The organism is Collinsella aerofaciens, from assembly GCF_041537385.1.
In the GTDB taxonomy this organism is placed as follows: Bacteria; Actinomycetota; Coriobacteriia; order Coriobacteriales; family Coriobacteriaceae; genus Collinsella; species Collinsella aerofaciens_BV.
In genome coordinates this window covers 376030-400336 of record NZ_JBGORS010000002.1, presented here as the reverse complement: position 1 = coordinate 400336, position 24307 = coordinate 376030, and the positions used below count along the sequence as shown (strand labels likewise).

At 60.8% G+C, this 24307-nt stretch carries 19 protein-coding genes and 1 pseudogene; 17 read left to right on the top strand and 3 right to left on the bottom strand.

The genetic code is table 11. The annotated features are described in order from the left end of the window. Positions 1 to 7 precede the first annotated feature (7 nt). Entirely contained in the window at positions 8 to 1213 is a 1206-nt protein-coding gene (locus ACEG18_RS05150; protein ID WP_372541582.1) for a DUF362 domain-containing protein, read from the top strand. Positions 1214 to 1377: 164 nt separating this feature from the next. On the opposite strand, the gene ACEG18_RS05145 is transcribed toward ACEG18_RS05150, so the two are convergent. Beyond that, positions 1378 to 2343, bottom strand: a complete 966-nt coding sequence (locus ACEG18_RS05145) for an alpha/beta hydrolase (protein WP_372541581.1) — start codon at positions 2341 to 2343, stop codon at positions 1378 to 1380. A gap of 186 nt (positions 2344 to 2529) precedes the next feature. Between ACEG18_RS05145 and trhA the strand changes: the two genes are divergently transcribed. The 8 genes from trhA to ACEG18_RS05105 all read left to right on the top strand — a co-directional run bounded on the left by trhA (position 2530) and on the right by ACEG18_RS05105 (position 11759). Further along, entirely contained in the window at positions 2530 to 3213 is a 684-nt protein-coding gene (trhA, locus tag ACEG18_RS05140) for a PAQR family membrane homeostasis protein TrhA (RefSeq protein WP_372541580.1), read from the top strand. 110 nt (positions 3214 to 3323) lie between these two features. Continuing rightward, positions 3324 to 4697: a hemolysin family protein gene (locus ACEG18_RS05135; RefSeq protein ID WP_372541579.1), complete on the top strand. Its 1374-nt coding sequence runs from the start codon at positions 3324 to 3326 to the stop codon at positions 4695 to 4697. Between the two features lie 24 nt (positions 4698 to 4721). Then, a complete protein-coding gene (locus ACEG18_RS05130) occupies positions 4722 to 5555 on the top strand; it encodes a cyanophycin synthetase family protein (RefSeq protein WP_372541578.1) in 834 nt (277 codons plus the stop codon). 136 nt (positions 5556 to 5691) lie between these two features. Beyond that, positions 5692 to 6081, top strand: coding sequence for a YtxH domain-containing protein (locus ACEG18_RS05125; protein ID WP_099432470.1), 390 nt, complete (start codon positions 5692 to 5694; stop codon positions 6079 to 6081). Beyond that, a complete protein-coding gene (locus tag ACEG18_RS05120; protein ID WP_117634575.1) occupies positions 6081 to 6836 on the top strand; it encodes a PRC-barrel domain-containing protein in 756 nt (251 codons plus the stop codon). The genes ACEG18_RS05125 and ACEG18_RS05120 overlap by 1 nt, the downstream gene beginning before the upstream one ends. Before the next feature lie 72 nt (positions 6837 to 6908). Next, positions 6909 to 8315 (top strand): polysaccharide deacetylase family protein, encoded by a 1407-nt coding sequence (locus ACEG18_RS05115; RefSeq protein ID WP_372541577.1) that lies wholly within the window; start codon positions 6909 to 6911, stop codon positions 8313 to 8315. A gap of 328 nt (positions 8316 to 8643) precedes the next feature. Continuing rightward, entirely contained in the window at positions 8644 to 10488 is a 1845-nt protein-coding gene (locus ACEG18_RS05110) for a magnesium transporter (RefSeq protein ID WP_372541576.1), read from the top strand. Positions 10489 to 10562: 74 nt separating this feature from the next. After that, positions 10563 to 11759 carry an Nramp family divalent metal transporter gene (locus ACEG18_RS05105; RefSeq protein ID WP_372541601.1) on the top strand — a complete coding sequence of 399 codons (1197 nt, stop codon included), beginning with the start codon at positions 10563 to 10565 and terminating at the stop codon, positions 11757 to 11759. A gap of 545 nt (positions 11760 to 12304) precedes the next feature. Here the strand turns inward: ACEG18_RS05105 and ACEG18_RS05100 are convergent. Then, positions 12305 to 14521 (bottom strand): acyltransferase family protein, encoded by a 2217-nt coding sequence (locus ACEG18_RS05100; protein WP_372541574.1) that lies wholly within the window; start codon positions 14519 to 14521, stop codon positions 12305 to 12307. 187 nt (positions 14522 to 14708) lie between these two features. On the opposite strand from ACEG18_RS05100, the pseudogene ACEG18_RS05095 reads away from it, so the two are divergent. From ACEG18_RS05095 to ACEG18_RS05085, 3 genes and pseudogenes are all read left to right on the top strand, one after another. Further along, positions 14709 to 15703 (top strand): annotated as a pseudogene (locus ACEG18_RS05095) (ribokinase). Positions 15704 to 15707: 4 nt separating this feature from the next. Further along, the gene (locus ACEG18_RS05090) at positions 15708 to 16682 is read left to right on the top strand and encodes a nucleoside hydrolase (protein ID WP_117821154.1); all 975 of its coding nucleotides are present in this window, start codon (positions 15708 to 15710) and stop codon (positions 16680 to 16682) included. A 195-nt stretch (positions 16683 to 16877) separates the two neighbouring features. Then, a complete protein-coding gene (locus ACEG18_RS05085; protein WP_372541572.1) occupies positions 16878 to 17888 on the top strand; it encodes a LacI family DNA-binding transcriptional regulator in 1011 nt (336 codons plus the stop codon). Here ACEG18_RS05085 and ACEG18_RS05080 read toward each other — a convergent pair. Continuing rightward, entirely contained in the window at positions 17885 to 18880 is a 996-nt protein-coding gene (locus ACEG18_RS05080) for a LacI family DNA-binding transcriptional regulator (protein ID WP_372541571.1), read from the bottom strand. The two genes, ACEG18_RS05085 and ACEG18_RS05080, sit on opposite strands and share 4 nt — an antisense overlap. Positions 18881 to 19032: 152 nt before the next feature. On the opposite strand from ACEG18_RS05080, the gene ACEG18_RS05075 reads away from it, so the two are divergent. The 5 genes from ACEG18_RS05075 to ACEG18_RS05055 all read left to right on the top strand — a co-directional run bounded on the left by ACEG18_RS05075 (position 19033) and on the right by ACEG18_RS05055 (position 24236). Continuing rightward, positions 19033 to 20505 carry an alpha/beta hydrolase domain-containing protein gene (locus ACEG18_RS05075; RefSeq protein ID WP_372541569.1) on the top strand — a complete coding sequence of 491 codons (1473 nt, stop codon included), beginning with the start codon at positions 19033 to 19035 and terminating at the stop codon, positions 20503 to 20505. A gap of 29 nt (positions 20506 to 20534) precedes the next feature. Then, positions 20535 to 22157, top strand: coding sequence for a glycoside hydrolase family 140 protein (locus ACEG18_RS05070; protein WP_372541568.1), 1623 nt, complete (start codon positions 20535 to 20537; stop codon positions 22155 to 22157). Between the two features lie 94 nt (positions 22158 to 22251). Further along, positions 22252 to 23523, top strand: coding sequence for a PTS sugar transporter subunit IIC (locus tag ACEG18_RS05065; protein WP_158558708.1), 1272 nt, complete (start codon positions 22252 to 22254; stop codon positions 23521 to 23523). Positions 23524 to 23613: 90 nt separating this feature from the next. Further along, positions 23614 to 23916: a PTS sugar transporter subunit IIB gene (locus ACEG18_RS05060; protein ID WP_117821150.1), complete on the top strand. Its 303-nt coding sequence runs from the start codon at positions 23614 to 23616 to the stop codon at positions 23914 to 23916. 2 nt (positions 23917 to 23918) lie between these two features. Next, positions 23919 to 24236 (top strand): PTS sugar transporter subunit IIA, encoded by a 318-nt coding sequence (locus ACEG18_RS05055; RefSeq protein WP_118205836.1) that lies wholly within the window; start codon positions 23919 to 23921, stop codon positions 24234 to 24236. Positions 24237 to 24307 lie beyond the last annotated feature (71 nt).

The following is a 24307-nucleotide window of genomic DNA, read 5'->3' as shown; positions in this document are numbered from 1 at the left end:
TAGATCTATGACCGCAACCGCACCCGCAGCACCGGCAAAGGTGTACTTCACCAACCTGCGCACGCATGCTCGCGAGAGCCAGCTCGACAAACTCAAGCGCCTCATTCGCCGCGCCGGCATTGAGCAGATCGACTTCGAGAACAAGTTCGTCGCCATCAAGATTCACTTTGGCGAGCTGGGCAACCTGAGCTTTTTGCGCCCCAACTACGCCCGCGCCGTCGCGGATGTCGTGAAGGAGCTGGGCGGCAAGCCCTTCCTCACCGACTGCAATACGCTCTATGTGGGTAGCCGCAAAAACGCGCTCGAGCACATCGATACCGCCTATCAGAACGGCTTTACCCCGTATGCCACGGGTTGTCAGATCATCATCGCCGACGGCCTCAAGGGCACCGACGAGGCGCTCGTCCCGGTCGAGGGCGGCGAGTACGTGCACGAGGCCAAGATCGGTCAGGCGCTCATGGATGCCGATATCGTGATCAGCCTCACCCACTTTAAGGGTCATGAGCAGGCCGGCTTTGGCGGCGCCATGAAGAACCTGGGTATGGGTGGCGGCAGCCGCGCCGGCAAGATGGAGCAGCATGCCGCCGGCAAGCCGAACGTCGCGACCGAGCACTGCGTTGGCTGCCATGCCTGCGAAAAGATCTGCGCGCACAACGCTATCTCGTTCGACGGCACCCGCGAGCGCGAGCTTGCCGGCGGCGCTACTCGCACGGTGCACGTGGCCACCATCGACCACGATCGCTGCGTGGGCTGCGGACGCTGCATTGCGGCGTGCAACCAGGACTGCATCAAGCCCGGCTATGATGCCGCGGCCGACGTGCTCAACTGTAAGATCGCCGAGTACACCAAGGCCGTCGTCGACGGCCGCCCGAGCTTCCACATCTCGCTCGCCATGGACATCAGCCCCAACTGCGATTGCCATCCCGAAAACGACACGCCCATCGTCAACGATATCGGCATGTTCGCGAGCTTCGACCCGGTCGCCATCGACCAGGCCTGCGCCGATGCCGTCATGGCATCCGAGCCGCTGCCCAACACCGAGCTCACCGATAGCGCGGCCAAGATGGAGCATAAGCACGAGCATCTGGAGGGCGAGCAGGCCAAGGACCCCTTCTGCATCACACATCCCGACACCGACTGGCGCGCGTGCATCGCGCACGCCGAGAAGATTGGCCTGGGCACGAGCGAGTATGAGCTCATCGAGGTCAAGTAGCGCCTAGCTATTGGACAAAATAAGCGCCTTTGTAGCGTAAGTTGAGCAAAAGCCGCCCACGAGCACAACGCTTGCGGGCGGCTTTTCAGAAGTGCGGTGAAAAATCGAATACCGCCGACTGCAAACCGATTTTTGGCAACAAAACCCCAGACGTTGCTTTTTGCCTAAAAATTCCTATCGAGGAAGTCGTCGACCGTATTCCAGTAGAGCTCGGGGTCGACTTGCGCACTCTTGGCGTGGGTGGCGCCATGGATGGTGAGCTTTTGCTTGACCTTGCTGGCGCACGCGTCGTAGTTTTGGTCGAGCATGTCGTACGGCACAAAGGTGTCCTGGTCGCCGTGGATAAACAGCATGGGAACCGTCGCGTGTTTGAGTTGCTCCACACTGCTCGCCTTATGAAAGTCGTAGCCCGCGCGCACGTTGCACACCAAGTTTGCTACATCGAGCAAGGGAAAGCTGGGCAGGCCGAACACGTCCTTGAGCTGCAGAGAAAACTCGTCCCAAACACTTGTATAACCACAGTCTTCGATAATGCATTTCACGTTTGCGGGCAGAGATTCCCCCGCGACGTTCATGGCGGTCGCCGCACCCATCGACTCGCCAAAGACCAGGATGCGCGCCTCGGGATCGGTAGCAACGATCCGCCCAATCCATGCAACGACATCGAGCCGCTCGGGCCAGCCCATGCCGATATAGTCACCGCCGGAACGCTCGTGGGCGCGGGCGGCAGGTGCGAGCACGTTCATGCCGCGGTCGTGGAATCGCTTGACGTATCGGGCCATACCGATGGGCTCGTTGGTATATCCATGCAGGCAGACGGCGTAGTCGTGCGTGCTCTCCGACGCAGCAAAATACCAGGCGGCAAGCTCGGTTCCGTCGTCCGCGGTGAGGCTGCTGCTCTCGCGGTTTTCCTTAAACCACGCCCGCGCCTCGGTCTCCTCGACGTCCATCTGCTCGCCCTTTTCGGCGTCCTTGCCGTCCTGCATCATCTTCATGGTGTAGGGCGCTTGGGGATTCAGGGCAAAGTCGAACAAGAAGTTGCCGGCAAACCCCAGCAGCGCGACAACGAGCACCAGCGCAACGATGCCGGCTATCTTGAGCTTTCGATGGGAACGTGCGTTTTGAGACATAAGAAGCTTTCCTATAAGATGTTAATACATCAACATTTAATGCAAGCGCATTATGGACGTTCACCGTTGATGCGTCAACAGGCAAAGAATGGGTAAACAAAGGGTCACGTATGGTGCAAATTTCGCACGCACCCAGACGCTTTGATATAGTGTTGAGAACTCTTTACGTTGGAGGATGTAACCGGCATGTCCGATTCGAGCGACAGTTCTAAGCCGCGACCCAAGACCGCGGCCGTTCCACACTACACGGTGGGTGAGGAGATCATGAACTCCGTCACCCATGGTGTCGGCTGTCTGCTGGGTATCGCGGGCCTGGTGCTCCTGATCGTGTTCGCTGCCCTGCGCGGCGGAGGCCCGGCCCACATGGCCGCGGCGATTGTCTATGGCGTCAGCATTATCCTCGAATACCTAGCCTCCACGCTCTACCATGCGATTCAGCCCGCGGGCGCCAAGCGCGTGTTCCGCATTATCGACCACAGCTGTATCTATCTGCTCATTGCCGGCAGCTATACGCCGTTTTGCCTCATTACGCTGGCAAACGACGGTGGTCCCGTGCTGTTTTTTGCCGTATGGGCCATCGCCATCGTCGGGATCGCCCTCGAGTGTTTTTTGCGCGAGCGCCAGCCGCATTGGGTAAGCGGCCTGGTCTATCTGCTGATGGGCTGGCTCGTCGTCTTTAAGCTGCCCGAGCTCGTGTCGCTGCTCAACCCCGTGGCACTTGCTCTGCTCGCTGTCGGCGGCGTGTGCTACACCGTGGGCGTGCCGTTCTACATCGCCAAAAACGTGCGCTACCTGCATAGTGTGTTTCACTTGTGGGTGCTCGCCGGCAGTATCTTCCAGTTCATGGCGGTGATCCTCTTCGTAATCTAGCGACCACGCCTGCGCGCTCGCGTCCTTGTTTGGGCGCCGGCGCCATTGCCGTATCCGCCGTCAACGTTTTAATCCGACGTCCCGAATCTTGGAGGTTCGAGAAACTCCCGATGGACATAACCATCTCCCTTATCACCACCCTCGTTTTGACCCTCATCAACGGCTACTTCTCTATGTCCGAGATGGCGCTCACCACGGCCAAGCGCGCCGTGCTGGAGCACGAGGCCGAGGAAGGCGACAAGCGCGCCGAGCGTGCCATTAAGCTGGCTGCCGACTCCGACCAGCTGCTCGCCACCATCCAGGTTGCCATTACGCTCGTGGGCTTCGCCTCGTCCGCCGTCGCCTCGACGAGTCTGTCCGACCCGCTCGCCACGTGGCTCATGAGCTTTGGCATCGCGCCGCTCTCCGCCATCGCACGCGGCCTGGCGCCGGTCATCATCACCGTCGCGGTCGCCTTCGTATCCATCGTGATCGGCGAGCTCGTCCCCAAGCGCATCGGCCTGGCCAATGCCGAGGGCGTGTCCAAGCAAGTCGTGGGCCCGCTTTCCGTGTTCCAGAAGATCGCCCGTCCGCTTGTGTGGCTGACTGGCGCTTGCTCCGATGGCCTGGCCCGCATCCTGCGCATCAAGAGCGCCGACGACCGCCAGAACGTCTCGGAGGAGGAGATCAAGTACATGGTCTCGGAGCAGGACGACCTGCTCGACGAGGAAAAGCGCATGATCCACGAGATCTTCGACCTAGGCGACACCGTTGCCCGCGAGGTCATGGTGCCGCGCGTGGACACCACCATGTGCGAGGACGACGAGACGGTGGCCGACGTGCTGTCCACCATGCGCCAGACCGGCTTTAGCCGCATCCCCGTCTATCACGAGGATCCCGACAACGTCGCCGGCATTGCGCACATCAAGGACCTGATTCAGCCCGCGCTCGACGGCAAGGGCGACCAGCCCATCGCCGGTTTTTTGCGCGACGCCACCTTTGTGCCCGACACCAAGGACATCCTGCCGCTGCTGTCCGAGATGCAGACCTCGCACGACCAGATCGTGGTCGTCGTGGATGAGTACGGCGGCACGGCCGGCATCATCACCATCGAGGACATCGTCGAGGAGATCGTGGGCGAGATCGAGGACGAGTTCGACCCCGACAACAAGTACCTCACGCGCCTTTCGCGCCGCGAGTGGCTCGTCGATGGGCGTTTTTCGTGCGATGACGCGATTGAGCTTGGTTGGCCGCTCGAGGAAAGCGATGATTATGAGACCATCGCCGGCTGGATTTTGGAGCTTTGTGACTCGGTGCCCGACATCGGAGAGGTGTTTGAGGTCGCGGGGTACAAGTTTAAAGTGCAGTCGATGCGTGGCCAGCGCATCTCGCTCATTCGCGTGATCGCTCCGGCCGAAACCGATAAGAAGGATTCCGAGTCTTCGGTAAACGAGCCGACGACGTCGGGTGCGGGTTCCGCGAATCCGCACGACGGCGACGAGTAGGGCAAGGAAGAGTAGGGGAGAGTTATGGCAGGCCTGTTCAACATCCTTAAGGTCACCGTCAGTGAGGACAAGATTTGCGCGCATGTGCTGGTGAACCCCGGCATGCCGCTCATGACCTCGGAGGACATCGAGGCCACGGCGCGCGTGTACTACCTGGTACCGGCGATTGCCAAGCACCTGTGCCTGGGCGATTCCGGCCGCGAGTTCCAGGACTGCATGGGTCAGACCGAGCTCTGCCACCTGCTGGAGCACGTGACGGTCGAGCTCATGAACGAGACCGGTCTTGCCGGTAGCATCTCGTGCGGCCGAACGCGCGTAAGCGAGCATGACGAGCGCGTCTTTGAGGTCGAGCTTTCGTGCCCCGACGACGCACTGGCCATCGGTGCGCTGTCGTCGGCCACCTTTATGATGGACTGGGCGTACCTGCACGCCGACCAGCCTGCCCCCGACGTGGAAGGTACGGTCGCGGGCCTGCGCAACCTGGTGCTGGGCATGCGCGCCGAGGCCGAGGGCAAGGATCCTCACGAGGCCGTCGCCGCTGCGAACGGCGAAGATACTGCCGAGGACGAGGGCGCTGACGAGGGCGATGTGCCGGTTGACGCCGAGCCCGTTGCCGATGCGACCGCCGAGCCCGTTCCTACCGAGCCCCAGGGCGTCCCCAACTTTGACGACGAGCCCAAGGTGGCGATTGATACCGAGGGCGCGGTTGCCGAGAACCACGAGGCCTCCGCTGCCGTCTTTGGCGGTGCGGCGACGGTTCCGGCAGGACCTGCGCATGAGGGCGGCTTGCCGCTCGTGGACGGCGCCGGCGAGGACCCGGGTGCCACGGTGGCCATGCCGGCTATGCCTCAGGAGTAGGCCTACGCGTTTATCACCATCACGTACCTGCGCCTTTGCCGTACGCAGATGAGCGGAGCGGCAAGTGATGCGCTGCGGGTATAATGGACAGCATTCAAACGGTGGGCACCGACGTGCCCGCAGGAGAGGAATGATCATGGGTAAGACTTTCAGCTTTGTCTCCGGCGCACTTTTTGGTGCTGCTGCCGGCGCTATTATCGGTGTTGCTCTGGCCCCGCGCTCGGGCGCCGAGACCCGCGCCATGGCTGCCGATATCGCCAACGACGCCTGGGACAATATGCGCGACACCTACGAGCACAGCGCCGAGGAGGCCCGTGCTGCGGTGAATGACTTTGGCCCGATGGTCGACGCCAAGACCGACGACCTGCGCGCCAAGGTCGACCTGGCCCGCGAGCGCATGGACCAGCTGCGCGAGCAGCTCAATGACGCCATTTCGGGCGGCAACGTGACGCCTGCCGCCGACGTCGTGGTCGAGAACGCCGTCGAGGCTGATACCGAGGCCGCGGAGCCCTCGACCGAGGCATAATGCGCGCAGGGGATTTTGTCGGCGCCAAGATCTATCGCAAGCCTACCGAGGACAAGCGCACCAAAAAGGACGGCACACCGCGCAGCCCTAAAAAGCTCGGAAAGATTCACTTTCCGGTCTTTACCCCGGGCGGTACGCGCGTGGTCGGCTTTATGGTCCGCCAGTCCGATATCGCGGGCATGATCGAGCGTCCCGACCGATTCGTAGCGCTCGACGCCATTGGTGTCTACGAGGGCGCCATTGCGGTCGATGACGTCAAGGACACGTACGATGCCGCCGCCGCCAAGCGCCTCGACATCAACCTGGACGATTGCATCATCTGGGTCGGTATGGACGTGCGTACGGAATCGGGCGACGTCGTGGGCTATTGCTCGGACGTTGAGTTCAAGCCACGCTCGGGCATCGTGCAGGCATTCTATGTGACCGCCGGTGCTGCTTCGAGTGTTTTGGTTGGTGACACGCAGGTGCCGCCGACGATGCTGCGCGGCTACGAGAACGGCGCGATGATTGTCTCGGACGAGGTCAAGGCGCTCGGGTATTCGGGCGGCGCGGCCGCCAAGGCTGCCGAGGCCAGTGTCGTGGTGGGCGATAAGGTCAAGAAGGGCGCCAAGGTGCTCGATGACAAGGGATCGGTTGCCGTGGACAAGGGCAGTCGCGCGCTGGGCAAGCAGCTCGGCAAGACGCGCGGCATGTTCAAGGCCTTTAAGGACGAATACCAAAAGGCGAGCGGAGGCTCGTCAAAAGCTACAAAATAGCGACGTACCAAATGATGGGAGGCAAGCCGGAGACCTGTTGCTCCGGCTTGCTGTGTTTATGGGGGAGGGCACATGCGCCAAAACGGATCCAACTTAAACGGGCGTTCGGGTGCGCGTCCGACGGCGCGCCGCGACCTGGGGCAGCTGCCCAGCGGTCAGCGCCGCCGTCGCCGTAAGCCCGGCGCGATGTACCTCAACCATAGCCGCGGGTTTAGCGACCGCAGCGCGCGCATCGGCAACGGGCGCTCGCCGCGCCGACCGTCCCGTCTGCCCTATGCGCTCATCGCTGTGGGTTGCGCGCTCGTGCTGTTTATCGCTGCCGTCGTGGGCTATGTCAACCGCAGCGTGGACGTGGAGCTCAACGGCCAGAAGACCGCGGTGCGCGTGGGCTCTACGCTGCAGAATCTCATCGACGACCAGGAGTTGACTGACACCTACGACGCAGGGGACCTGCTGGCCGTCGATGACAGTGTGCTCAAGCGCCGTGGCGGCGAAAAGCTGTCGGTTAAGGTGGACGGCAAGCGCGTGAAGCAGGGCAAATGGGATAGCCGCGAACTTGAGGGTGGCGAGAAGGTGACGGTCAAGGATGGCCGTAACACCTACGAGAAGCATGAGGTTCAGGCTACGGTTATCGAGCCCAAGCTCAAGGTCGAGGGCACGGGCGCTATCGAGTATGTGCAGACGTGGGGCGTTCAGGGCCGCTCCGAGGTGTGGGTTGGTGAGCAGTCGGGCAAGACGCAGGACCGCGGCGAGGTTGTGCCCGCCACCGATTGCGTCGTTGCGTGCGCCAGCGTGGCGCCCAAGGGCAACGAAAAGTACGTGGCGCTGACGTTTGACGAGGGTCCGAGCGGTGCGACCAAGCAGATTTTGCAGGTGCTCAAGGAGAAGGGCGTCACCGCGACGTTCTTCCTTTCGGGCGATGCGGCCGAGGCCTCGCCTGCCACGGCCAAGGCGATTGTCGATGCCGGGTGCGAAATCGGATCCAACAGCTACAGCGACGATTCGCTCAAGGGTCAGGACCGTGAGACGGTACGCGAGCAGATCACGAAAGGCGCCGATGCGATTAAGTCGGCGACCGGGGTGAAGACGATGCTACTGCGTGCTCCCTACGCTGCCTTTGACGAGCAAGACTGGATTGATGCGATGGACCTGGTCTCCGCCGTGGTCTCGTGGAATATTGACTCGGGCGACTGGCTGCTCAACGGTGCCGACGAGCAGGTCTCAACGGTGCTCGATTCGATGACGCCGGGCAATATCGTGCTGCTCACCGATAGAGACGAATGCGCCGAGCAGACGCTCGAGGCGCTGCCGCAGATTATCGACGGTCTTGTCGCCGACGGCTACAAGATCGTGACGCTCAGCGACCTGGTCAAGACGGACACGTCGCTGAGCAAAAAGCTCATCTCGCTGACGAAGGTCACCATGCCCAAGGACGCCGTGTACCCCCAACTTGCCGAGGACGATGACACTACAGAGTAGTCATTGGGTAGTCGTTTAAGAACGTCCCCAATGGCTATGTCACGGATGCGTCAGCGTTTGGTATGCCTGCAATGTGCAGCGCATAAATTCGATGCCGCAGGGCGGTGCTGATGCTATAGTTACTGCGGTTAATGAGGGTCAAGAGAAAGGTTACAGGTGAAATCCAAACCTCGACCATACAGTCGATGACCCCATGCAGGTGCTTTTTGCGCATGCACGGGGTGTAAGCGTCGAGCGGCGTGCCGCCCGCGCATGCGTATACATATCCAGAAGCCCCCGGACGCCGCACGCGCGGCCGCGTCCGGAGGAATAATGATGGGGAGCACCATTGAATTATCTGAGTGAGATGCTCAAATTGCCAGTCTTGGACGTCGACGGCGAAAAGCTCGGCGTGGTGAATGATTTTGGCATTGCTACCGGCGAAGTTTTTCCGCACGTGACGTCGCTCGCGTTCCGCGGCCCCGGCAAGACGCCGTTTATGATCAGCTGGCGCAAATGGGTCGACCGTATCGACGAGACGGGCGTGTATCTCAACACGTCTGCCACCAATATTCGCTTCTCGTACCTGCAACCGACCGAGCTGTTGCTGGCGCGCGATGTTCTCAATAAGCAGATCGTCGACACGCAGGGCATGAAGGTCGTGCGCGTCAACGACATCAAGTTTTCCATGTCGGGCGAAAACCAGCTGCGCCTGCTGGGTGCCGAGGTCGGTGCCCGCGGTCTGCTACGCGCCATCAGCCCCGCACTCGAGCACGTCGTCGAGGGCTTTATGAAGCACCTGGGCAAGCCGCTCAGCGAGGACATCATCGCTTGGTCCTACATGGACCTGCTCGACCGCTCGACTAAAAACATCCAACTCTCGGTGTCGCACAAGACGCTCGGCGAGCTGCACCCTGCCGACATCGCCGACATTATCGAGCAGCTCGACCCGCGCCTACGTGCGCAGGTGTTTGCGCAGCTCGATACCGCCCAGGCCGCCGAGGCCATCTCGGAGTTCGATGACGACGAGCTTATGACCGAGATGCTCGAGGGCCTGTCCGACACGGACGCATCGTCGATGCTGGCCATGATGGACCCGGACGACGCTGCCGACCTGATCGATGAGCTCGATTATGAGAAGGCCGAGAAGCTCCTGCGCCTGATGGGCGTCAAGGAGGAGAAGGCGATTCGTAATCTGCTGGGGTATGAGGACAACACCGCCGGCCGCATCATGACCTCGGAGTTTGTCTCCCTGCCCGCCACGGCAACGGTCGGTGACGCCATCGAGGCGATTCGCGAGCTCGACGAGGACTTCGAGAGCGTCTACTACGTCTATACCGAGGATCCGAGCGGCATGCTGACCGGCGTGCTTTCGCTGCGCACGCTGATCGTAGCCGATCACGACGCTACGCTGGGCCAGCTGGCCTATCGCGACCTGGTCTATGTGTCGCCCGACGAGGACCAGGAAGACGTGACGGACGAGATGACCAAGTATGACCTGGTCGCCATCCCCGTCTGCGACGAGAACCGCCACATCCTGGGTATCGTGACCTTCGACGACGCCATGGACGTTATCGCCGAGGAGCATCAGGAGGACCTGCAGATCGCCGGCGTCGGCTCGGGCGACAGCGCGTCCGATGACTCGACGAATGTGCTCAGCTGGTTCGTGCATCGCCAGTACTGGGTTGTCGTGTGGGGCATTGCCTCGTGCATCATGGCAACAGTGCTGGGGACGGCGCTGGGCTCCGCGCATCTGGTGGTGTTTCCCATGTGCGCCATGCCACTCGTGTTGCTGGCGGCCTCGCGCATGGTGTCGTTCGTCAAGAACTACTTCCTGGAGTATGACGGTCACGACGACGAGCCCAAGCCGTATCTGGGGTTTTTCTTCCAGAGCACGGGCATGGGCCTGATTCTGTCACTCGTGACCTACCTGTGCGCCCAGCTGGTGCGCACCGCTGCGTTCCTCGATGCGCCCATGTTTGAGGAGCAACTCTTTACCGGGTGCTTTAATATCGCTGCCATCATTTGCCTGGTTGGCAACATGAGCGCCGTGATTTACCTGATTGTGCTGTTCTGGCGTGACGAGCATGACCTCAACACGTCGGGCACCGCCATGAACGTCATTGCCGTCATGATCTCGTGTGTGGCGTATTGCATCGCCGCGGTGCTGCTCGCCATGTCAGTCATGGGTTAGGTGGTCGCGTGCAAAATACCAAGCAAAAGTCGGGTACCAAGCAAAAGCTGACCATCGCGGCCATCTTTGGCGCTATGGGCCCCGGTCTGCTGGCGGCGCTTTCGGGCAATGACGCCGGCGGCATTGCAACGTATTCCAGTGCGGGCGCCAGCTATGGCTACAAGATGCTCTGGATGCTTCCCATCATGACCGTGCTGCTCATCGTGACGCAGGAGACCGCGGCGCGCTGCGGCTGCGTCACGGGTAAGGGCCTGGCATCGCTCATTCGCGAGCGCTTTGGCGTGCGCAAGAGTGTGTTGGCCATGGCAGCGCTGCTGATCGCCAACACGGCTGTGACCATTTCGGAGTTTGCGGGCATCGCCAGCGGCCTTGCTCTCTTTGGCGTGCCGGCGAGCATCTCGGTACCGTTGGTGGCGCTGCTGGTGTGGATGCTTACCATGTCAGGTAGTTTCCAGCGCATCGAGAAGATTCTGCTGCTGGTGAGCTGCGTATTCGTGACCTATATCGTCGCCGCGTTTATGGCTGGCCCCAACTGGGGTGAGGTCGCGGTCGACCTGGTCGTGCCCAACATTCAAAATGACCCCAGCTACGTGTCGCTCGTGGTCGCAACGATCGGTACCACCATCGCGCCGTGGATGATTTTCTTGGCGCAGAACAACGTGGTCGATAAGAACGCGGGCGAGGACGACATCGTGCTGCAGCGTATTGATACCGTGAGCGGCTCGATCGCTGCTGATATCATTGCGGGCTTCATTATCATCACGACCGGTACGGTGCTGTTCCCGGCGGGTATTCAGATTAGCGATGCCGCCGATGCCGCCCGCGCGCTGGAGCCCATCGCGGGCCAGTGGTCCACGGTGTTGTTTGCCTCGGGCCTGGTCGCAGCGAGCTTTTTGGCTGCCTGCGTGCTGCCGGGCGTTACGTCGAGCGCTATCTGCGAGGCATTTGGCTGGGAGCGCGGTGCCGACCGCAGCTGGGACGAGGCCCCGGTCTATCGCGGCATCATTACTGCCATCATCGGTATTTCTGCCGTGCTGGTGCTTATGCCCGGCGTCGATTTGTTCCAGATTATGATGACCTCGCAGGTCATCAATGGCGTGCTACTGCCCGTGGTTCTGGTGTTCCAGGTGGTTATCGCCGCCGACCGTCACATTATGGGTGCAAACCGCAACGGTCGCGTGTGGAACGTGCTCACGTGGGCGACTATCGCCGTGATTACGGTGCTGACGGTCGTCATGTTTGTGCTGCAAGCGATGGGCTACAGCGCGTAGCGCCTCTTTTGGGTTTCGAGCGGGCCGCGGCCATGGGCTGCGGCCTGCATTTTGCCTGCTATAGGGCGTTAGTTATATGGCAGTGGACAAAAAATGCCAAATATGAGTACTGTTGTTAAGTGAATAGCATTTACATCCAAGAAGATAATGAACATAACCTATAGTATGTTCATTAAAATCGGCTCCAATATGCCTTAAACCAGTCAGGTTGGCTGCTTTAGGGGGTTGTAGGGGCCGCTCGGACGTCATTTTGGGTGGTTTTGCCTGCTACTAAAATGGTAACAGTACTCATATTTGCCCCTTTTTGTCCACGACCTCTTGGAGCCGGCTCGAAAAGAGTGATTTTGGGTTGTTTGCTGCGGGTGTGGGCTTGGAAACAACGTTCGGGGTGGCGAGGCGCCCAGAATTTGGTCGCAAGGAGGGCGTTCCTCGGCTGTGCCAGGAGTGTCCCTAGGTGCCGGCACATAAGGAACGTCCCTAACTGCCGGAGGGGGTGCCTGCCGTGGCAGGCACCCCCTCCGGATGTGGGAAGTTTGCGCTGCAGGTTACTTGTCGGTGCCCAGCTTGTGCGGCTTGAGAGCGAGCGCATTGACGAGTGCGTCGGTGGCAGACTTGACGGCCGCCGGCTGCGGATCGTTGACGTGGTCCTCGGGATGCACAGGCAGGTCCTTCTTGACTGCATCGTGGATCAAGTTGAGGTACTCAGTCACGCCAGTGGTCGACAGGTGCGTGCCGTCGCCATCGAACAGGTCGTTGCGATTGGCACTGTATCCGTACCAGTCGATAACGCGCACGTTTTTGTAGCGCGTAGCGGCGTTGGCGATGGCCTGGTTGGTAGAGCCAACCCACGGCTGCGGGCTGCGCGTGTTCACAAACACCACAATACGCTTATCTCCTGCATCGGCCATGATGGCGTCGATCTGGTCGTCGGTTACCAAGCCGTTGGTGCCCAGTGCAAAGACCACGATCTTGCCGGCAAGGTTCTGTTGGAGATAGCCCTCAAATGTCGCGCGGCCCGCATCAAACTGGCGGCCCTTTTCGGCATCGATATGGCTGTGCGGGAACACGCCGTCAAAGGAATCAACGGCGCGCAGCGACACGGAGTCACCGATCATCAACAGGTCGTAGGAGCCATCGGGGAAGCCGTCGTTGTCCTTGTCGGTGTCGTCGGCCGCCTGCTGGTCGGTGGGCGCGGTGTTTTTGACTTCCTTGTTGAGGACTTCGGCGCCCTCACCGCTCAGTGCGGAGGTCTCCGGCACAAAGATCAGGCCGCCCAGCGCGATAACAAGCACGATGCCGCAAGTGGCGCACACGGGAATATGCGCGCGCACCCAGTTGGCGGGCGTGGTGGTGCCGTCGCGGAACTCGGATACGGTGCGCCCAAAGGCGCCCTTTCTAAACGGCGTCTCGATAAAGCGATATGAGCATTCGGCTACGGCGACCACCAACAACACCTGCAAAACGTACTGCCACCACGGCGTATCGTTGATGTTGGCGACCGGGTTCATGAGCAACAGTAGCGGATAGTGCCACAAGTAGATGCTGTACGAGCGTTTGCCAACCCACACGAGCGGCTCGGCGGACAGTGCGCGGGCAACCATTCCCTGGGGCTGCACGCAGGCCGCGATGACCATGAGCGTGAGGATGGAGCATAACAGCGTGCCGCCGCGATACTGGAACGCGGTGTAGCCGTTGGTGAGCGCGACCATGGCGGCAAGGCCAACCAGACCCACGACGCCCAACACATCGATGGATGCGGGCGAGGACCAAAAGCGCACGAGGGCGCTCGGCTGTGCCGAGACGGTTTCGGCTGCGCCGTCGGTCGTAGCGTCATGCTTGCCCTCGGCGTTCTTGCCGTGCTTGGCGGCGCCAGCCAGGCGATTGAGCCCCAAACGACGAGCGAGACGCACCGGCGCCAGGTCGCGATCGGGGATAAAGGCCATCCAAGCGCCCAGCAGCAGCGAGAACACGCGGGTGTCGGTGCCGTAGTACACGCGGCTGGGATCGGCGGCGGGGTTATAGAGCACCATCATGGCGATGGCGGAGACAGCAGCCAGGCCCAGAACCACGCGGCGTGTGTTGGGCTTGCTCATGTGCATGGATACCATAGCGAGCAGCAGCGGGGGCCAAACCAGGTAGAACTGTTCCTCGATGGCGAGCGACCAAAAGTGCGTAAGCGGCGAGGGATCGCCCAGAGCATTGAAGTACGAGACGTTTTGGGCAATCTGCCACCAGTTGTTGAAGAACAGCAGCGACGGCAGGATGTCGGGGCGCATCTTGGTGAGCATCACGTGGTTAAAGATGGTGCACAGCGCGCAGGTCACGAACACTACCGTTACCACGGCGGGGACCAGGCGACGGATGCGGCGAATCCAGAAGCTCTTAAGGTCGATGCGGCCGGTCTTAGCGACTTCGTTGAGCAGCAAGCGCGTGATCAGATAGCCCGAAAGCACAAAGAAGATCGTGACGCCAAGCAGGCCGCCCTGAGCCCACGTGAGGTTGAGGTGATAGAGCACCACCGCGACGACGGCAAGCGTGCGCAGGCCGTCGAGCGCAGGGATGTAGCGGGACTTGGGGCGAGCAGGCGTCTGCTCCGCGGCGGGAGTGTTGGCGCGGCCCGCGTTGTTGGCAGAAGCGCGATGGGGGTTCGCGGTGCGTCGCGGCTCGTTGGCACGGCGCTCGCCCTTCACGCGTTCGTGCGGCGCCGGCTCGTTGCCCGTGCGGCGTCGACCGCGCGAGCCCGATTGCGAGAATTGTTCCATAAAACATCATCCAATGACGAGAATAATCAGCACGTATTCATTGTAGCTGCCTGCCCCTGTGAATGCTTGCTGCCGGCGCAAGCTCAAGCGCGCGTCCACATCAAAGTGGACTAAAGTTATAGGGGGTGCGAGAGTGCACAATCGTTGGTCGACGGTGGGCGCAAAGCCTGAAGACGAGGAGGTTTCCATGGCGGATCACAGCATCGTTGCGGTGTTCGGCAGCATGAACATGGACCTTTCGGTGGCGTGCGAGCGCATGCCGCGTGCGGGCGAGACGGTCGATGGCAGCGGTTTTATCACTAACGCCGGCGGTAAGGGAGCCAATCAGGCCGTTGCCGCTGCGCGCATGGGTGCGCGCACGTGCATGATCGGCGCTGTTGGGCGCGATACCTTTGGCGATGCGCTCGTGGCAGGGCTCCAGGATGCCGGCGTGGGCGTTGAGTTTGTGGCGCGTCGCGATGACGTGGAGACCGGTACCGCGACTATCATTCGCTGCGAGAGCGACAACCGCATCGTGCTGTCGCCGGGCGCCAACCATGCGCTTGCGGGCGAGGACGTTGCCCACGCGCTGCGAGGTCTGGTAACCGATGAGCTCGATGGCGATGTTTGTGAGTTTGCCCCGGCTGCCGGAAGCGTCTTTATCGCCCAGGGCGAATGTGATCTGATGGCAACGGCCGCGGCGCTCTCTTGCGCTCACGAGCTGGGGTTCTATACGATCTTTAACCCGGCGCCCGCCTGCGACCTGCCGGCAGGAGCGTGGCCTGCGGTCGACCTGGTCTGCCCCAACGAGACCGAGTGCCAGGTGCTGACGGGCATTCTGCCCACGGATGATGCGAGTTGCGTCGCCGCGCTCAATGCGCTGCTCGACAAGGGCGCCGGGGCTGCGGTCATCACGTTGGGCGGCGCCGGCTCGGTTACGCTCGGCGATGGCGGTGAGCCGCTGCGCATGCCGGCGCTTTCGAGCGCGGTGGTCGATACGACGGCCGCGGCGATACGTTTATCGGCGCGTTGGCGGCGGCTCGTCTGGAGGGCCTGCCGCTCTTTGAGTGCATGGCGGCGGGTGCTCGCGCCTCGGCGGTGACGGTGTCGCGCCTGGGCGCTCAGCAATCAATTCCCATGCGTGCGGAAGTCGAGCACAAGTTTGGTTTAGACGGTTTGGATGTAGACGGAGAAGCGGAGTAGAACAATGGCAACCAAGAAGCTGATCCTTGATCTGGATATGGGCGTGGATGATGCGATGGCGCTCGCCTATGCCATCGCGAGCCCCGAGGTGGAGCTCGTCGGCATCACCACGTGCTTTGGCAACGTGCGCGTCGAGCAGTCGGCGCACAACTGCTTGGCGGTGCTCGACCTGTTGGGTCGTCCCGAGGTGCCGGTGTACCTGGGCGCCGATCGTCCCATGAAGGCAACCGAACCCTACACGCCGCCGGCGTCCACCACGCTTATCCACGGCAAGAACGGCATCGGCGGCGCAAGCGTGCCCGCCTCGCCGTACGAGCCGGTGGGCGCGACGTCGGCCGATGGCAATGCGGCGGTCGATTACCTGATTGATGCCGCGCGTACCTATGGGCCCGATCTGGTCTACGTTGCGACCGGCCCGCTCACCAATCTGGCGCTTGCCCTGGAGCGCGATGCGGCGGCGATGATGTCCATCGGCCGCGTGGTCGTGATGGGCGGTGCGCTTACCGTGCCCGGCAACGTGAGCGCGGGCGCCGAGGCCAATATGGCAAGTGATCCCGAGGCGGCCGATGCCGTGCTGCGTTCAGGTCGCAAGCTCACCATGGTGGGCTTGGATGTGACGCACCGCGTGGTGCTCACGCGTCGCGACATTGCCGGCTGGACGGGCTCGGGCACTATGGCCGGTTGCGCGTTTGCGAGCATGGTCGAGCACTATATCGGTTCGTACGAAATGAACGCGCCCTACCTGGGCGGCTGCGCGCTGCACGATCCGCTGGCGGTTGCCGTGGCGATTGATCCCACGCTCGTGGGCGCGCTCGGCTGTAACCTGCGCGTTGACTTGCTGGGCGAGTATCGCGGCCGCACCATCTGCGACGAGCACCGTCTGTCCGATCCGGATAAGAGCGCGCTCGTGGCGCTCACCGTGGACGCCCCACGTTTCCTCGTGGAGTTTAAGGCGCGCATGGCCCGCGTCCTGGGCTAAACGGTCTCTGTGCCCCGTTCCAGATTAGCTACCGAGTAAATATGCCCGTTGGGGGAATAGTCACGCCACTTCGCTTGACAACAGGCTAAACTAGCTCATAAACGTTTACTACTCTGTTTAGATTGAATTTGCGGCCGTTTATTTGCCGAGCCATCGAGTCCCGATGTTCCGCCACGGCCGTTGCTAGGGGGAACAATGGCCAAAGCAAGTGTTCGCGAGATCAGCCGCATCACCGGTTTTTCGCCTGCGACCGTGTCCAACGCGCTCAACCGCAAGCGCAGCGTAAGCGAGGAGACCGCCAAGGTCATCCTGGAGTGCGCACAGTCGCTGGGCTATCAGCAGTCGACGCAGCTCGAGAGCATTCAGTTTGTGCTCGCGCGCAAGACGGGCGCCATTCTGGATGAGAGCACCTTCCATCCCGCGGTCATCGAGGGCGTGGAGCGCCAGGCGCGTCGTCACGGTATGAGCACGAGCTTTGTTTCGCTTGACTTTAGCGACTTGGATGCCGTGCGTCCGCAGGTCGAGGGCCTGATCGCCGATCCGTCCGCTGCTATCGTGCTGATGGGCACCGAGCTGGGTGAGGAAGACTACGCTTTGTTTGCCAACGCTGCCGCCCATCTGATCGTGCTCGACGGCTGGAGCGATCGTCAGTACTTCGACGCCGTGGTCATTGCCAATACCGATTCGGTGCTGCGTGCCGTGGATTACCTCATCGAGAAAGGTCACAAGCAAATCGGCTATCTGGCAGGCGACCTTCGTATCCGCAACTTTAAGGATCGCGAGCGCGGCTATCGCCAAGCGCTCGAGGACGCGGGCCTTGAGGCCAACCCGACATGGCGCGTCACGCTGGGCACCACGCTCGAGGGCGCTTATCGCGACATGGGCGCGTGGCTCGACAATTCCTCGCGCGAAGATCTGCCAACGGCTTTCTTTGCCGAAAACGACGTGCTCGCCGTGGGTGCCATGCGCGCGTTCAACGAGCATGGCATTCGCGTGCCCGAGGATGTCTCGATCATCGGCTTTGACGACCTATCTCTGGGCGCCTTCTCCAACCCGCCGCTCACCACGGTGCATGTTCCCAAACACGAGGTGGGCGAGATCGCGGTGCGCCGTCTGGTGGGCAACATCCGCAATCCCAAGAGCTATACCTGCAAGACGGCCGTATCGACCTATTTTGTCGAGCGCCAAAGCGTGCGCGAAATCTAGGCAGAACGGCGCTTGATGAGCGATGCCCCCAGCTCGATCTTGAGCGGGTGATGCTCGGCCTCGTCGATGATCTCGACGAGGCGTCGTGCGGCGATGGCGCCCATATACTGCGAAGGAACGTTGAGCGTGGTCAGCTGCGGCTGCACGTAGGTGCCGCCGATGTTGTTGTCGAAGCCGACGATGCGTACGTCATCGGGCACGCGATAGCCGCGCCCGATGAAGGCTTTCATGGCTCCAATAGCCACATCGTCAAAGACGGCGACGTAGCTTTGGGCAAGGGACTCGCCCGAATCAATAATGTCGAGCATGCCCGAGTAGGCCTCGTCTAGATCGACGGCGAGCTCGTGGATGATGCCGCATTTTTCCGACCCGGCTAGCTGACCGATGGCGTGCTCGTAGGCGAAGCGTCGTTCGGTGAAGTTGCCCAAGGTAATGGGCGTCGTTAACAGGCCGGGGACCGATCCATACTTCGAATACAGGTACTGTACGGCAAGTGTCATACTGGCAGCGTTGTCGATCTTGACCGTGTCGACCCCAACGCTCATGCATGAGTCCAGCAGCAGCAGAGGGCAGTCCAGCGATGCAAACGGCAAAAAATCCGACTCGTACATCTCGGTTGCGAGGATGATGACGCCGTCATATCGTGCCTCGGCGATGTCGGCGATCTGTTGGTGAATGTTTTCGAATGGCGAGTAGTTCACCAGCGAAAACGAGAATCCCGCATGCCTAAGGGCGCCCTCGACTCCGGCGAGCATGTCGGCGAAAAAGGGGCTCGCAAAGATGCGGCGCCGGTTAAAGGCAACCAAGGCAACGGTTCCGCTTCTTTGTCGCTCGAACTTAATCTTGCTAAAGTCGTAACCTAGGGCTTCAGCGGTGCTGAGCACCAGCTGCCGTGTTTTTTCGCTTACGCCGCGTCGATTGTTAAGTGCAAGGGAGACGGCCGCTGCCGAGATTCCTAGCTGATCAGCAATTTGTTTTGCAGTAACGGCCATGGTGGTTCCTAACGGTTGTTAACTTAAAACGAGCTTAACACTCGGCTGTTCATTAAGCTAAATATTTAGTAAGTCAACTTAAGAATCGATAGAAGTTAAGTTGCGTCCCCAGTAGAGTTTGTCTCAACAAACGCAACAGCAAGGGGGACGAGATGATCAGCGTTATTTCCGAAATGCCCGTTACGGATGAGAGCTATCCGTTTTCGAGCGCCGAGCACTACTGTCATCTGAGCGCGAATGGCTACGTCGAACGCGAATATCGCGTTGACGGCACCGCCAACGTGTATCGCACTGCCGACGAAGATGGCGGCGTAGAGGTCATGACCGCCGATGCCCCCTATTCCAATCGCATTGTCGTCCGCGCGCCCAAAGATCCGGCGCAGGCGAGTGGCAACGTGGTGGTCGAGATTATCAACCCCACATCGTTCATGGAAATCGAGCGCATGTGGATTCTGGGCTACGGCGAGTTTGTGCGCTCTGGTGACATCTATGTAGGCATCACCAGCAAGCCCAATACCATCGCCAAGCTCAAGGAATTCAATCCCGATCGCTATGCCTTTATGAATTGGGCGAACCCGACTCCCGAGCGACCCTTCGACTATGATCCGGCCGAGCTCGAGCGCGGCGGCGCACTTCCCGACATGGACATCTCCTACGAGACGGGTCTGTTTTGGGATATGCTGACCGATCTTGCGTGGCTCCTGCGCGAGGACTCCGACCTCAACCCGATCCGCGATTATCCGCACCAGGCGATCTGCCTTACGGGATGGTCCCAGTCAGGCGCCTATCTGTTCCGCTACCTCAATAGCTTTGCCTATCGCGAGGAGGTGCGCCGCGACGGCCGCGTGTTTGACGGCTATCTGTCCGGCGGCGGCATCCATTCGCTGTGCACTCCCGTCAACCAGTATGAGTGCTGCCGGGACTATGCGCATCACCTGATGCGCGTGGAGCACGTCGAGGAGCCGTTCATCGCCCTTCAGACCGAAAGCGAGAACGGTCGCTTTGAGAGTTGGCGCACGCTTATGCCCGATAGCGATGCCCCCGATTTTAATTACCGACTGTACGAGGTGACGGGCGCCTCCCACGATACGCAGTGGAGCTATGTCGACTATTACCAGGACGACGAGGATCTTAAGCGTATCGACCACCTGCCGGTGTATGTCGGCAAGCATGCCGAGGCAAACGCCTATCCGTCGCAGTATCTCTTCCACGCTGCCTTCCGCAACCTGTTCCGTTGGGTCCGCACCGGCGCCGCGCCGGCAACGTGCCCGCGCATTGAGCTGGATGCAAACGGCGAGAACGTAAAGGATGCCCTGGGCAACACCAAGGGCGGTCTTCGCACCTGCCTGCTCGAGCATCCGTTTGCCCGTTACTCCAACACGAGCCTGGTCGAGCCGGGTCAGGGCACGGTCGATAAGACGAGCGACAAGGATGGGCTGTTTGGCCACATGGAGTCGTTCTCGGCATCGATGCTCAAGGAGCTGTACGGATCGCTCGAAAATTACCGCGCCCTGTGCGAGCGCGATACGGCGATTGAGGTGTCGCAAGGCTTTGTCTGTGCCGAAGACGCCCAAGCGATCGTTGACTTTGCCGTAAGGTCTGCGAGCGAGCGGGGACTGAACTAGTGGGTATTAAGACCGGAGAGGGGTCTGTAATGGATACGTCGTTGAACCAAGACGCTGTCGCCGAGATCTGGCGTCCGGTCGTTCTGACGTTTGAGAGCGCCTGTTCGTTCGACAACCCGTTTTTGGATGTTGAGATTTGGGCGGAGTTTGTCGGTCCGAGCGGCAGGGTGATCCGCCGCGAGGCCTACTGGGACGGCGACCGCACCTACCGCGTCTCGTTTGCCCCGACCGAGCTCGGCGCTTGGAACTATGGTATCGAGGCTCCCGAGCAGACCGGTCTTAATGGCCGTGTGGGCAGCGTCGAGGCTGTACCGTACACGGGCGACCTCGACCTGTATCGCCACGGCTTTATCCGCGTCGCGGACAACCCGCACTTATTTGCCTATTCGGATGGCACGCCGTTTTTTTGGCTCGGCGACACCCACTGGGAGTTTGCCTACCGCGAGAGCTGGGACAAGTCGAACCACCCTGGCATGACGAGTCAGTTCCGCGGCATGGTCGACCTGCGTGCCAAGCAGGGATTTACCGTCTACCAGACCAACTTGCGCTCTGACATGGGCGCAGATGGTCGCTACTGGATTGACGGCGGTATGCCCAAGGGCGCAGAGGATCTGCCCAATGTTGCTTTCTACCGGCAGGAGCTTGATCGCCGCATGGCCTATGTCGCCGATGCCGGTTTGGTCAACGCGCTTGGCCAGGCATGGGCGTTTTCTATTCGCGGCGATCATGGCGTGGAGCATCAAAAGCACCTTGCCCGCTATCTGGTGGCGCGCTATGGCGCATATCCGATGGTTTGGACGCTTGCCGGCGAGGTTGCCGGGTATGGCAAAGAAGATCGAGCCGCTTTGATCGACGGATGGCGTGAGGTCGCCTTGGAGATCGAGGCCCGCGACGGCTATGGCCACCTGGCTACGGCGCACTATACCAACGAGCGCCCCTTTGCCGATTACTACCAGGACGAGGCTTGGATGGACTTTACGCTCAACCAGGCCGGTCATGGCGATTACCTGATCAAGGCGAGCGACTACTTTGACTATCTGGCAGCTCATGACGACAAGCCCTTCGTCGAGGGCGAGGCGCTCTACGAGTTTTGCTCGACGCTCGAGGAAATGGGTACGCGCCTGTGCACCGCAGACATGTTGCGTCGCGTGGCGTATATCTGCATGCAGGCGGGCGGCGCTGGCTATACCTACGGAGCCCAGGGCATCTGGGACAACGTGTGGGAAAGTCCCGAGGAGCTCGATCCCTTTATGGCGATCTTCAACCGCTTTGGCATTACGTGGGCCCAGGCGGTAGACGGAGAGGGTGCAGTCCAGATGGGCTATATGCGCTCCTTCTACGAAGAAAATCACTTCTGGGAGCTCGCTCCCTACGAAACGACCGATGCGGGCAACCTGTTTACCAACAAGGCTCCGCTGGCAACCGCCAACCGAGACCTTTCGCGCATCGTCGCGTACTTTGGCGATACCGTGCGCCGAAAGCTTGCTATCGAGGGCGTGCCGACGGGCGCTGCCTATGCAAGCCGATGGTTTAACCCCCGCACGGGCGCATACCGTGACGGCGAGAACGTCTCTGTCGTCACGGACAGCATCACACTGCCTGACAAACCCGAGGTTGGGGATTGGCTCCTCGTCCTCGAGCTCAAGGCATAACCATATTTCCCTTGGTCATAGGCGGGAAAGAGTCGGCCGCAATTTCCCGCTTGACAGCTAGATGAATCGTTTAGAGAGGATCAGTGAACACGAAATGAGCGTTCTCGATTCGATGCAGGGCTTCCTCGAGAAGCACGTGGGCCCCATTGCCCACAAAGTGAGCAGCTTTAAGGTCGTAAAGGGCCTTATGTCCGGCATGATGGCGACCATGCCCGTTACGCTGGGCGTGGCGCTGCTCTCCATCATCAACGGACTGCCGATCCCGCCGCTGCAGGCGTTCCTTACCGGCACTGGCATGTCGGCGACGATTGCCGATGTGTTGGTCGTCACCATGAACCTCGGTGCCATCTACATGTGCGCTTCGGTTTCGTACTCCTACGGCAAGGTGCTTGAGAACAAGGGCCTTACGACGACGGTTGCGTCTATTGGCGTTCTGCTCCTGCTGATCCCGCTGGGCCATGCCGAGGACGGCTCGACCTTCATCACCACCCGTTACCTGGGCAGCTCGGGTCTGTTCGTGGCCCTGCTCGTGGCGCTGATCGTGCCGAAGGCGCTCAACTTCCTTATGAAGCATATCGCCATTCCCATGCCCGATTCCGTTCCGCAGTTCGTCAACGACTCGCTGTCCCCGATGTTCTGCGCCATCGTCATCTTTACCTCGGCCGCGCTGCTTAAGTGGGGCATGGGCCTGACGAGCTACGGCGATGTCTTTAACCTCATCAACTCCACCATTGCGGTGCCCGTTATGTTCCTGGGCTCCAGCCCGTGGGCCGTCGTCGTCTACTTTATCCTGTGCAACCTGCTGTTCTTCTTTGGTGTACATCCCAGCGTCCTGATGAGCGTGTACATGCCGGTCGTTTCGACGTGCGCTCTGGCCAACGTCGAGGCATACCTTGCCGGCCAGCCGCTTCCGTATTTGCCGTTCATCGTTATGTTCTCCGTGGGTTCTGTTGACGCCCTGGGCATGGAGCTTGCACTGCTCACGGCCAAGTCCGAGCGCTACAAGACGCTTTCCAAGGTCGCTCTGGTGCCTGCCATCTTCAACATCTCCGAGCCCATCATCTTTGGTACGCCCGTCGCCATGAACCCCTATATGTTCATCCCCTACATCCTGCTCAAGCCGGTCGCATGCGCCGTTGCCGCTATTGGTCTGCTGCTGGGTCTTGGCAACGCGTATAACCCGACGGTCAACATGCCGTTCGTCGTGCCGCTGCCCATCACCGACTTCTTCATCGGCGGTCCTGGTCTGGTTGTCATTGTCTGCGCTGCGATTCTTGCCGTTGCCCTGCTGTTCATCCCGTTTGTCAAGATGGCCGACAAAGAGGCCCTCGAGGAGGAGGCCGCCGCAAAGGCTTCTGCCGAGTAGGTCATTGTCCGTAAGTTCGTAGGTTCGGCCGATCGCGTTGATTGCCGAAACATATAAGTCCCTGTGAGGGGTTACAGGAAAGGAACTGCAATGAAAAACATCGTTCTTATGTGCGCCGGTGGCATGTCCACGAGCATCATCATGAAGAACATCAAGAAGGCTGCCGACGCCGAGGGCTTGGAGTGCGAGGTCTCCGCCCACGCCGTCAGCGAGGCTGCCACCATCGGCCGCAATGCCGACTGCATCCTGCTTGGGCCGCAGGTTGGCTATGCCAAGGACGAGGTCTCTGCCGCGTGCCCCGAGGTACCGGTCGGCGTGATCCCCATGGCCATCTACGGCATGATGGACGGCGCCAAGGCTCTGGCCCAGGCCAAGGAACTGATGGGACTGTAGGTATGACGGCAGAAGAGATTCAGCTTCAGAGCTTTCAGATCATTGCAGGCGTCGGTTGCGCGCGCAGCTGCTACATCGATGCGATTCACCTAGCTCGTGACGGCAAGTTCGAAGAGGCCGAGGCGAAGATCGCCGAGGGCCAGCAGCACTATGCCGAGGGTCACGCGGCTCACGGTGGCCTTGTCCAGCAGACTGCAGCTGGCGAGAACCTGAGCATCGATCTTTTGCTTGTCCATGCCGAGGATCAGCTTATGAGTGCCGAGGGCTTTGGCATCCTTGCCAAGGAGTTCGTGGACGTCTATCGCAAGATGGGCGCGTAACCACGGGCCTTGCAGCCAGATTACCCCCGCGGGCGGTGTGCTCGCGGGAATAGGGCGGTATTGATTTCGCG

Bases quoted from the DNA above. Each gene is read 5' to 3' on its own strand.
- ACEG18_RS05150 (WP_372541582.1), top strand. From the start codon at position 8: ATGACCGCAACCGCACCCGCAGCACCGGCAAAGGTGTACTTCACCAAC.
- ACEG18_RS05145 (WP_372541581.1), bottom strand. From the start codon at position 2,343: ATGTCTCAAAACGCACGTTCCCATCGAAAGCTCAAGATAGCCGGCATC.
- trhA (WP_372541580.1), top strand. From the start codon at position 2,530: ATGTCCGATTCGAGCGACAGTTCTAAGCCGCGACCCAAGACCGCGGCC.
- ACEG18_RS05135 (WP_372541579.1), top strand. From the start codon at position 3,324: ATGGACATAACCATCTCCCTTATCACCACCCTCGTTTTGACCCTCATC.
- ACEG18_RS05130 (WP_372541578.1), top strand. From the start codon at position 4,722: ATGGCAGGCCTGTTCAACATCCTTAAGGTCACCGTCAGTGAGGACAAG.
- ACEG18_RS05125 (WP_099432470.1), top strand. From the start codon at position 5,692: ATGGGTAAGACTTTCAGCTTTGTCTCCGGCGCACTTTTTGGTGCTGCT.
- ACEG18_RS05120 (WP_117634575.1), top strand. From the start codon at position 6,081: ATGCGCGCAGGGGATTTTGTCGGCGCCAAGATCTATCGCAAGCCTACC.
- ACEG18_RS05115 (WP_372541577.1), top strand. From the start codon at position 6,909: ATGCGCCAAAACGGATCCAACTTAAACGGGCGTTCGGGTGCGCGTCCG.
- ACEG18_RS05105 (WP_372541601.1), top strand. From the start codon at position 10,563: ATGGGCCCCGGTCTGCTGGCGGCGCTTTCGGGCAATGACGCCGGCGGC.
- ACEG18_RS05100 (WP_372541574.1), bottom strand. From the start codon at position 14,521: ATGGAACAATTCTCGCAATCGGGCTCGCGCGGTCGACGCCGCACGGGC.
- ACEG18_RS05090 (WP_117821154.1), top strand. From the start codon at position 15,708: ATGGCAACCAAGAAGCTGATCCTTGATCTGGATATGGGCGTGGATGAT.
- ACEG18_RS05085 (WP_372541572.1), top strand. From the start codon at position 16,878: ATGGCCAAAGCAAGTGTTCGCGAGATCAGCCGCATCACCGGTTTTTCG.
- ACEG18_RS05080 (WP_372541571.1), bottom strand. From the start codon at position 18,880: ATGGCCGTTACTGCAAAACAAATTGCTGATCAGCTAGGAATCTCGGCA.
- ACEG18_RS05075 (WP_372541569.1), top strand. From the start codon at position 19,033: ATGATCAGCGTTATTTCCGAAATGCCCGTTACGGATGAGAGCTATCCG.
- ACEG18_RS05070 (WP_372541568.1), top strand. From the start codon at position 20,535: ATGGATACGTCGTTGAACCAAGACGCTGTCGCCGAGATCTGGCGTCCG.
- ACEG18_RS05065 (WP_158558708.1), top strand. From the start codon at position 22,252: ATGAGCGTTCTCGATTCGATGCAGGGCTTCCTCGAGAAGCACGTGGGC.
- ACEG18_RS05060 (WP_117821150.1), top strand. From the start codon at position 23,614: ATGAAAAACATCGTTCTTATGTGCGCCGGTGGCATGTCCACGAGCATC.
- ACEG18_RS05055 (WP_118205836.1), top strand. From the start codon at position 23,919: ATGACGGCAGAAGAGATTCAGCTTCAGAGCTTTCAGATCATTGCAGGC.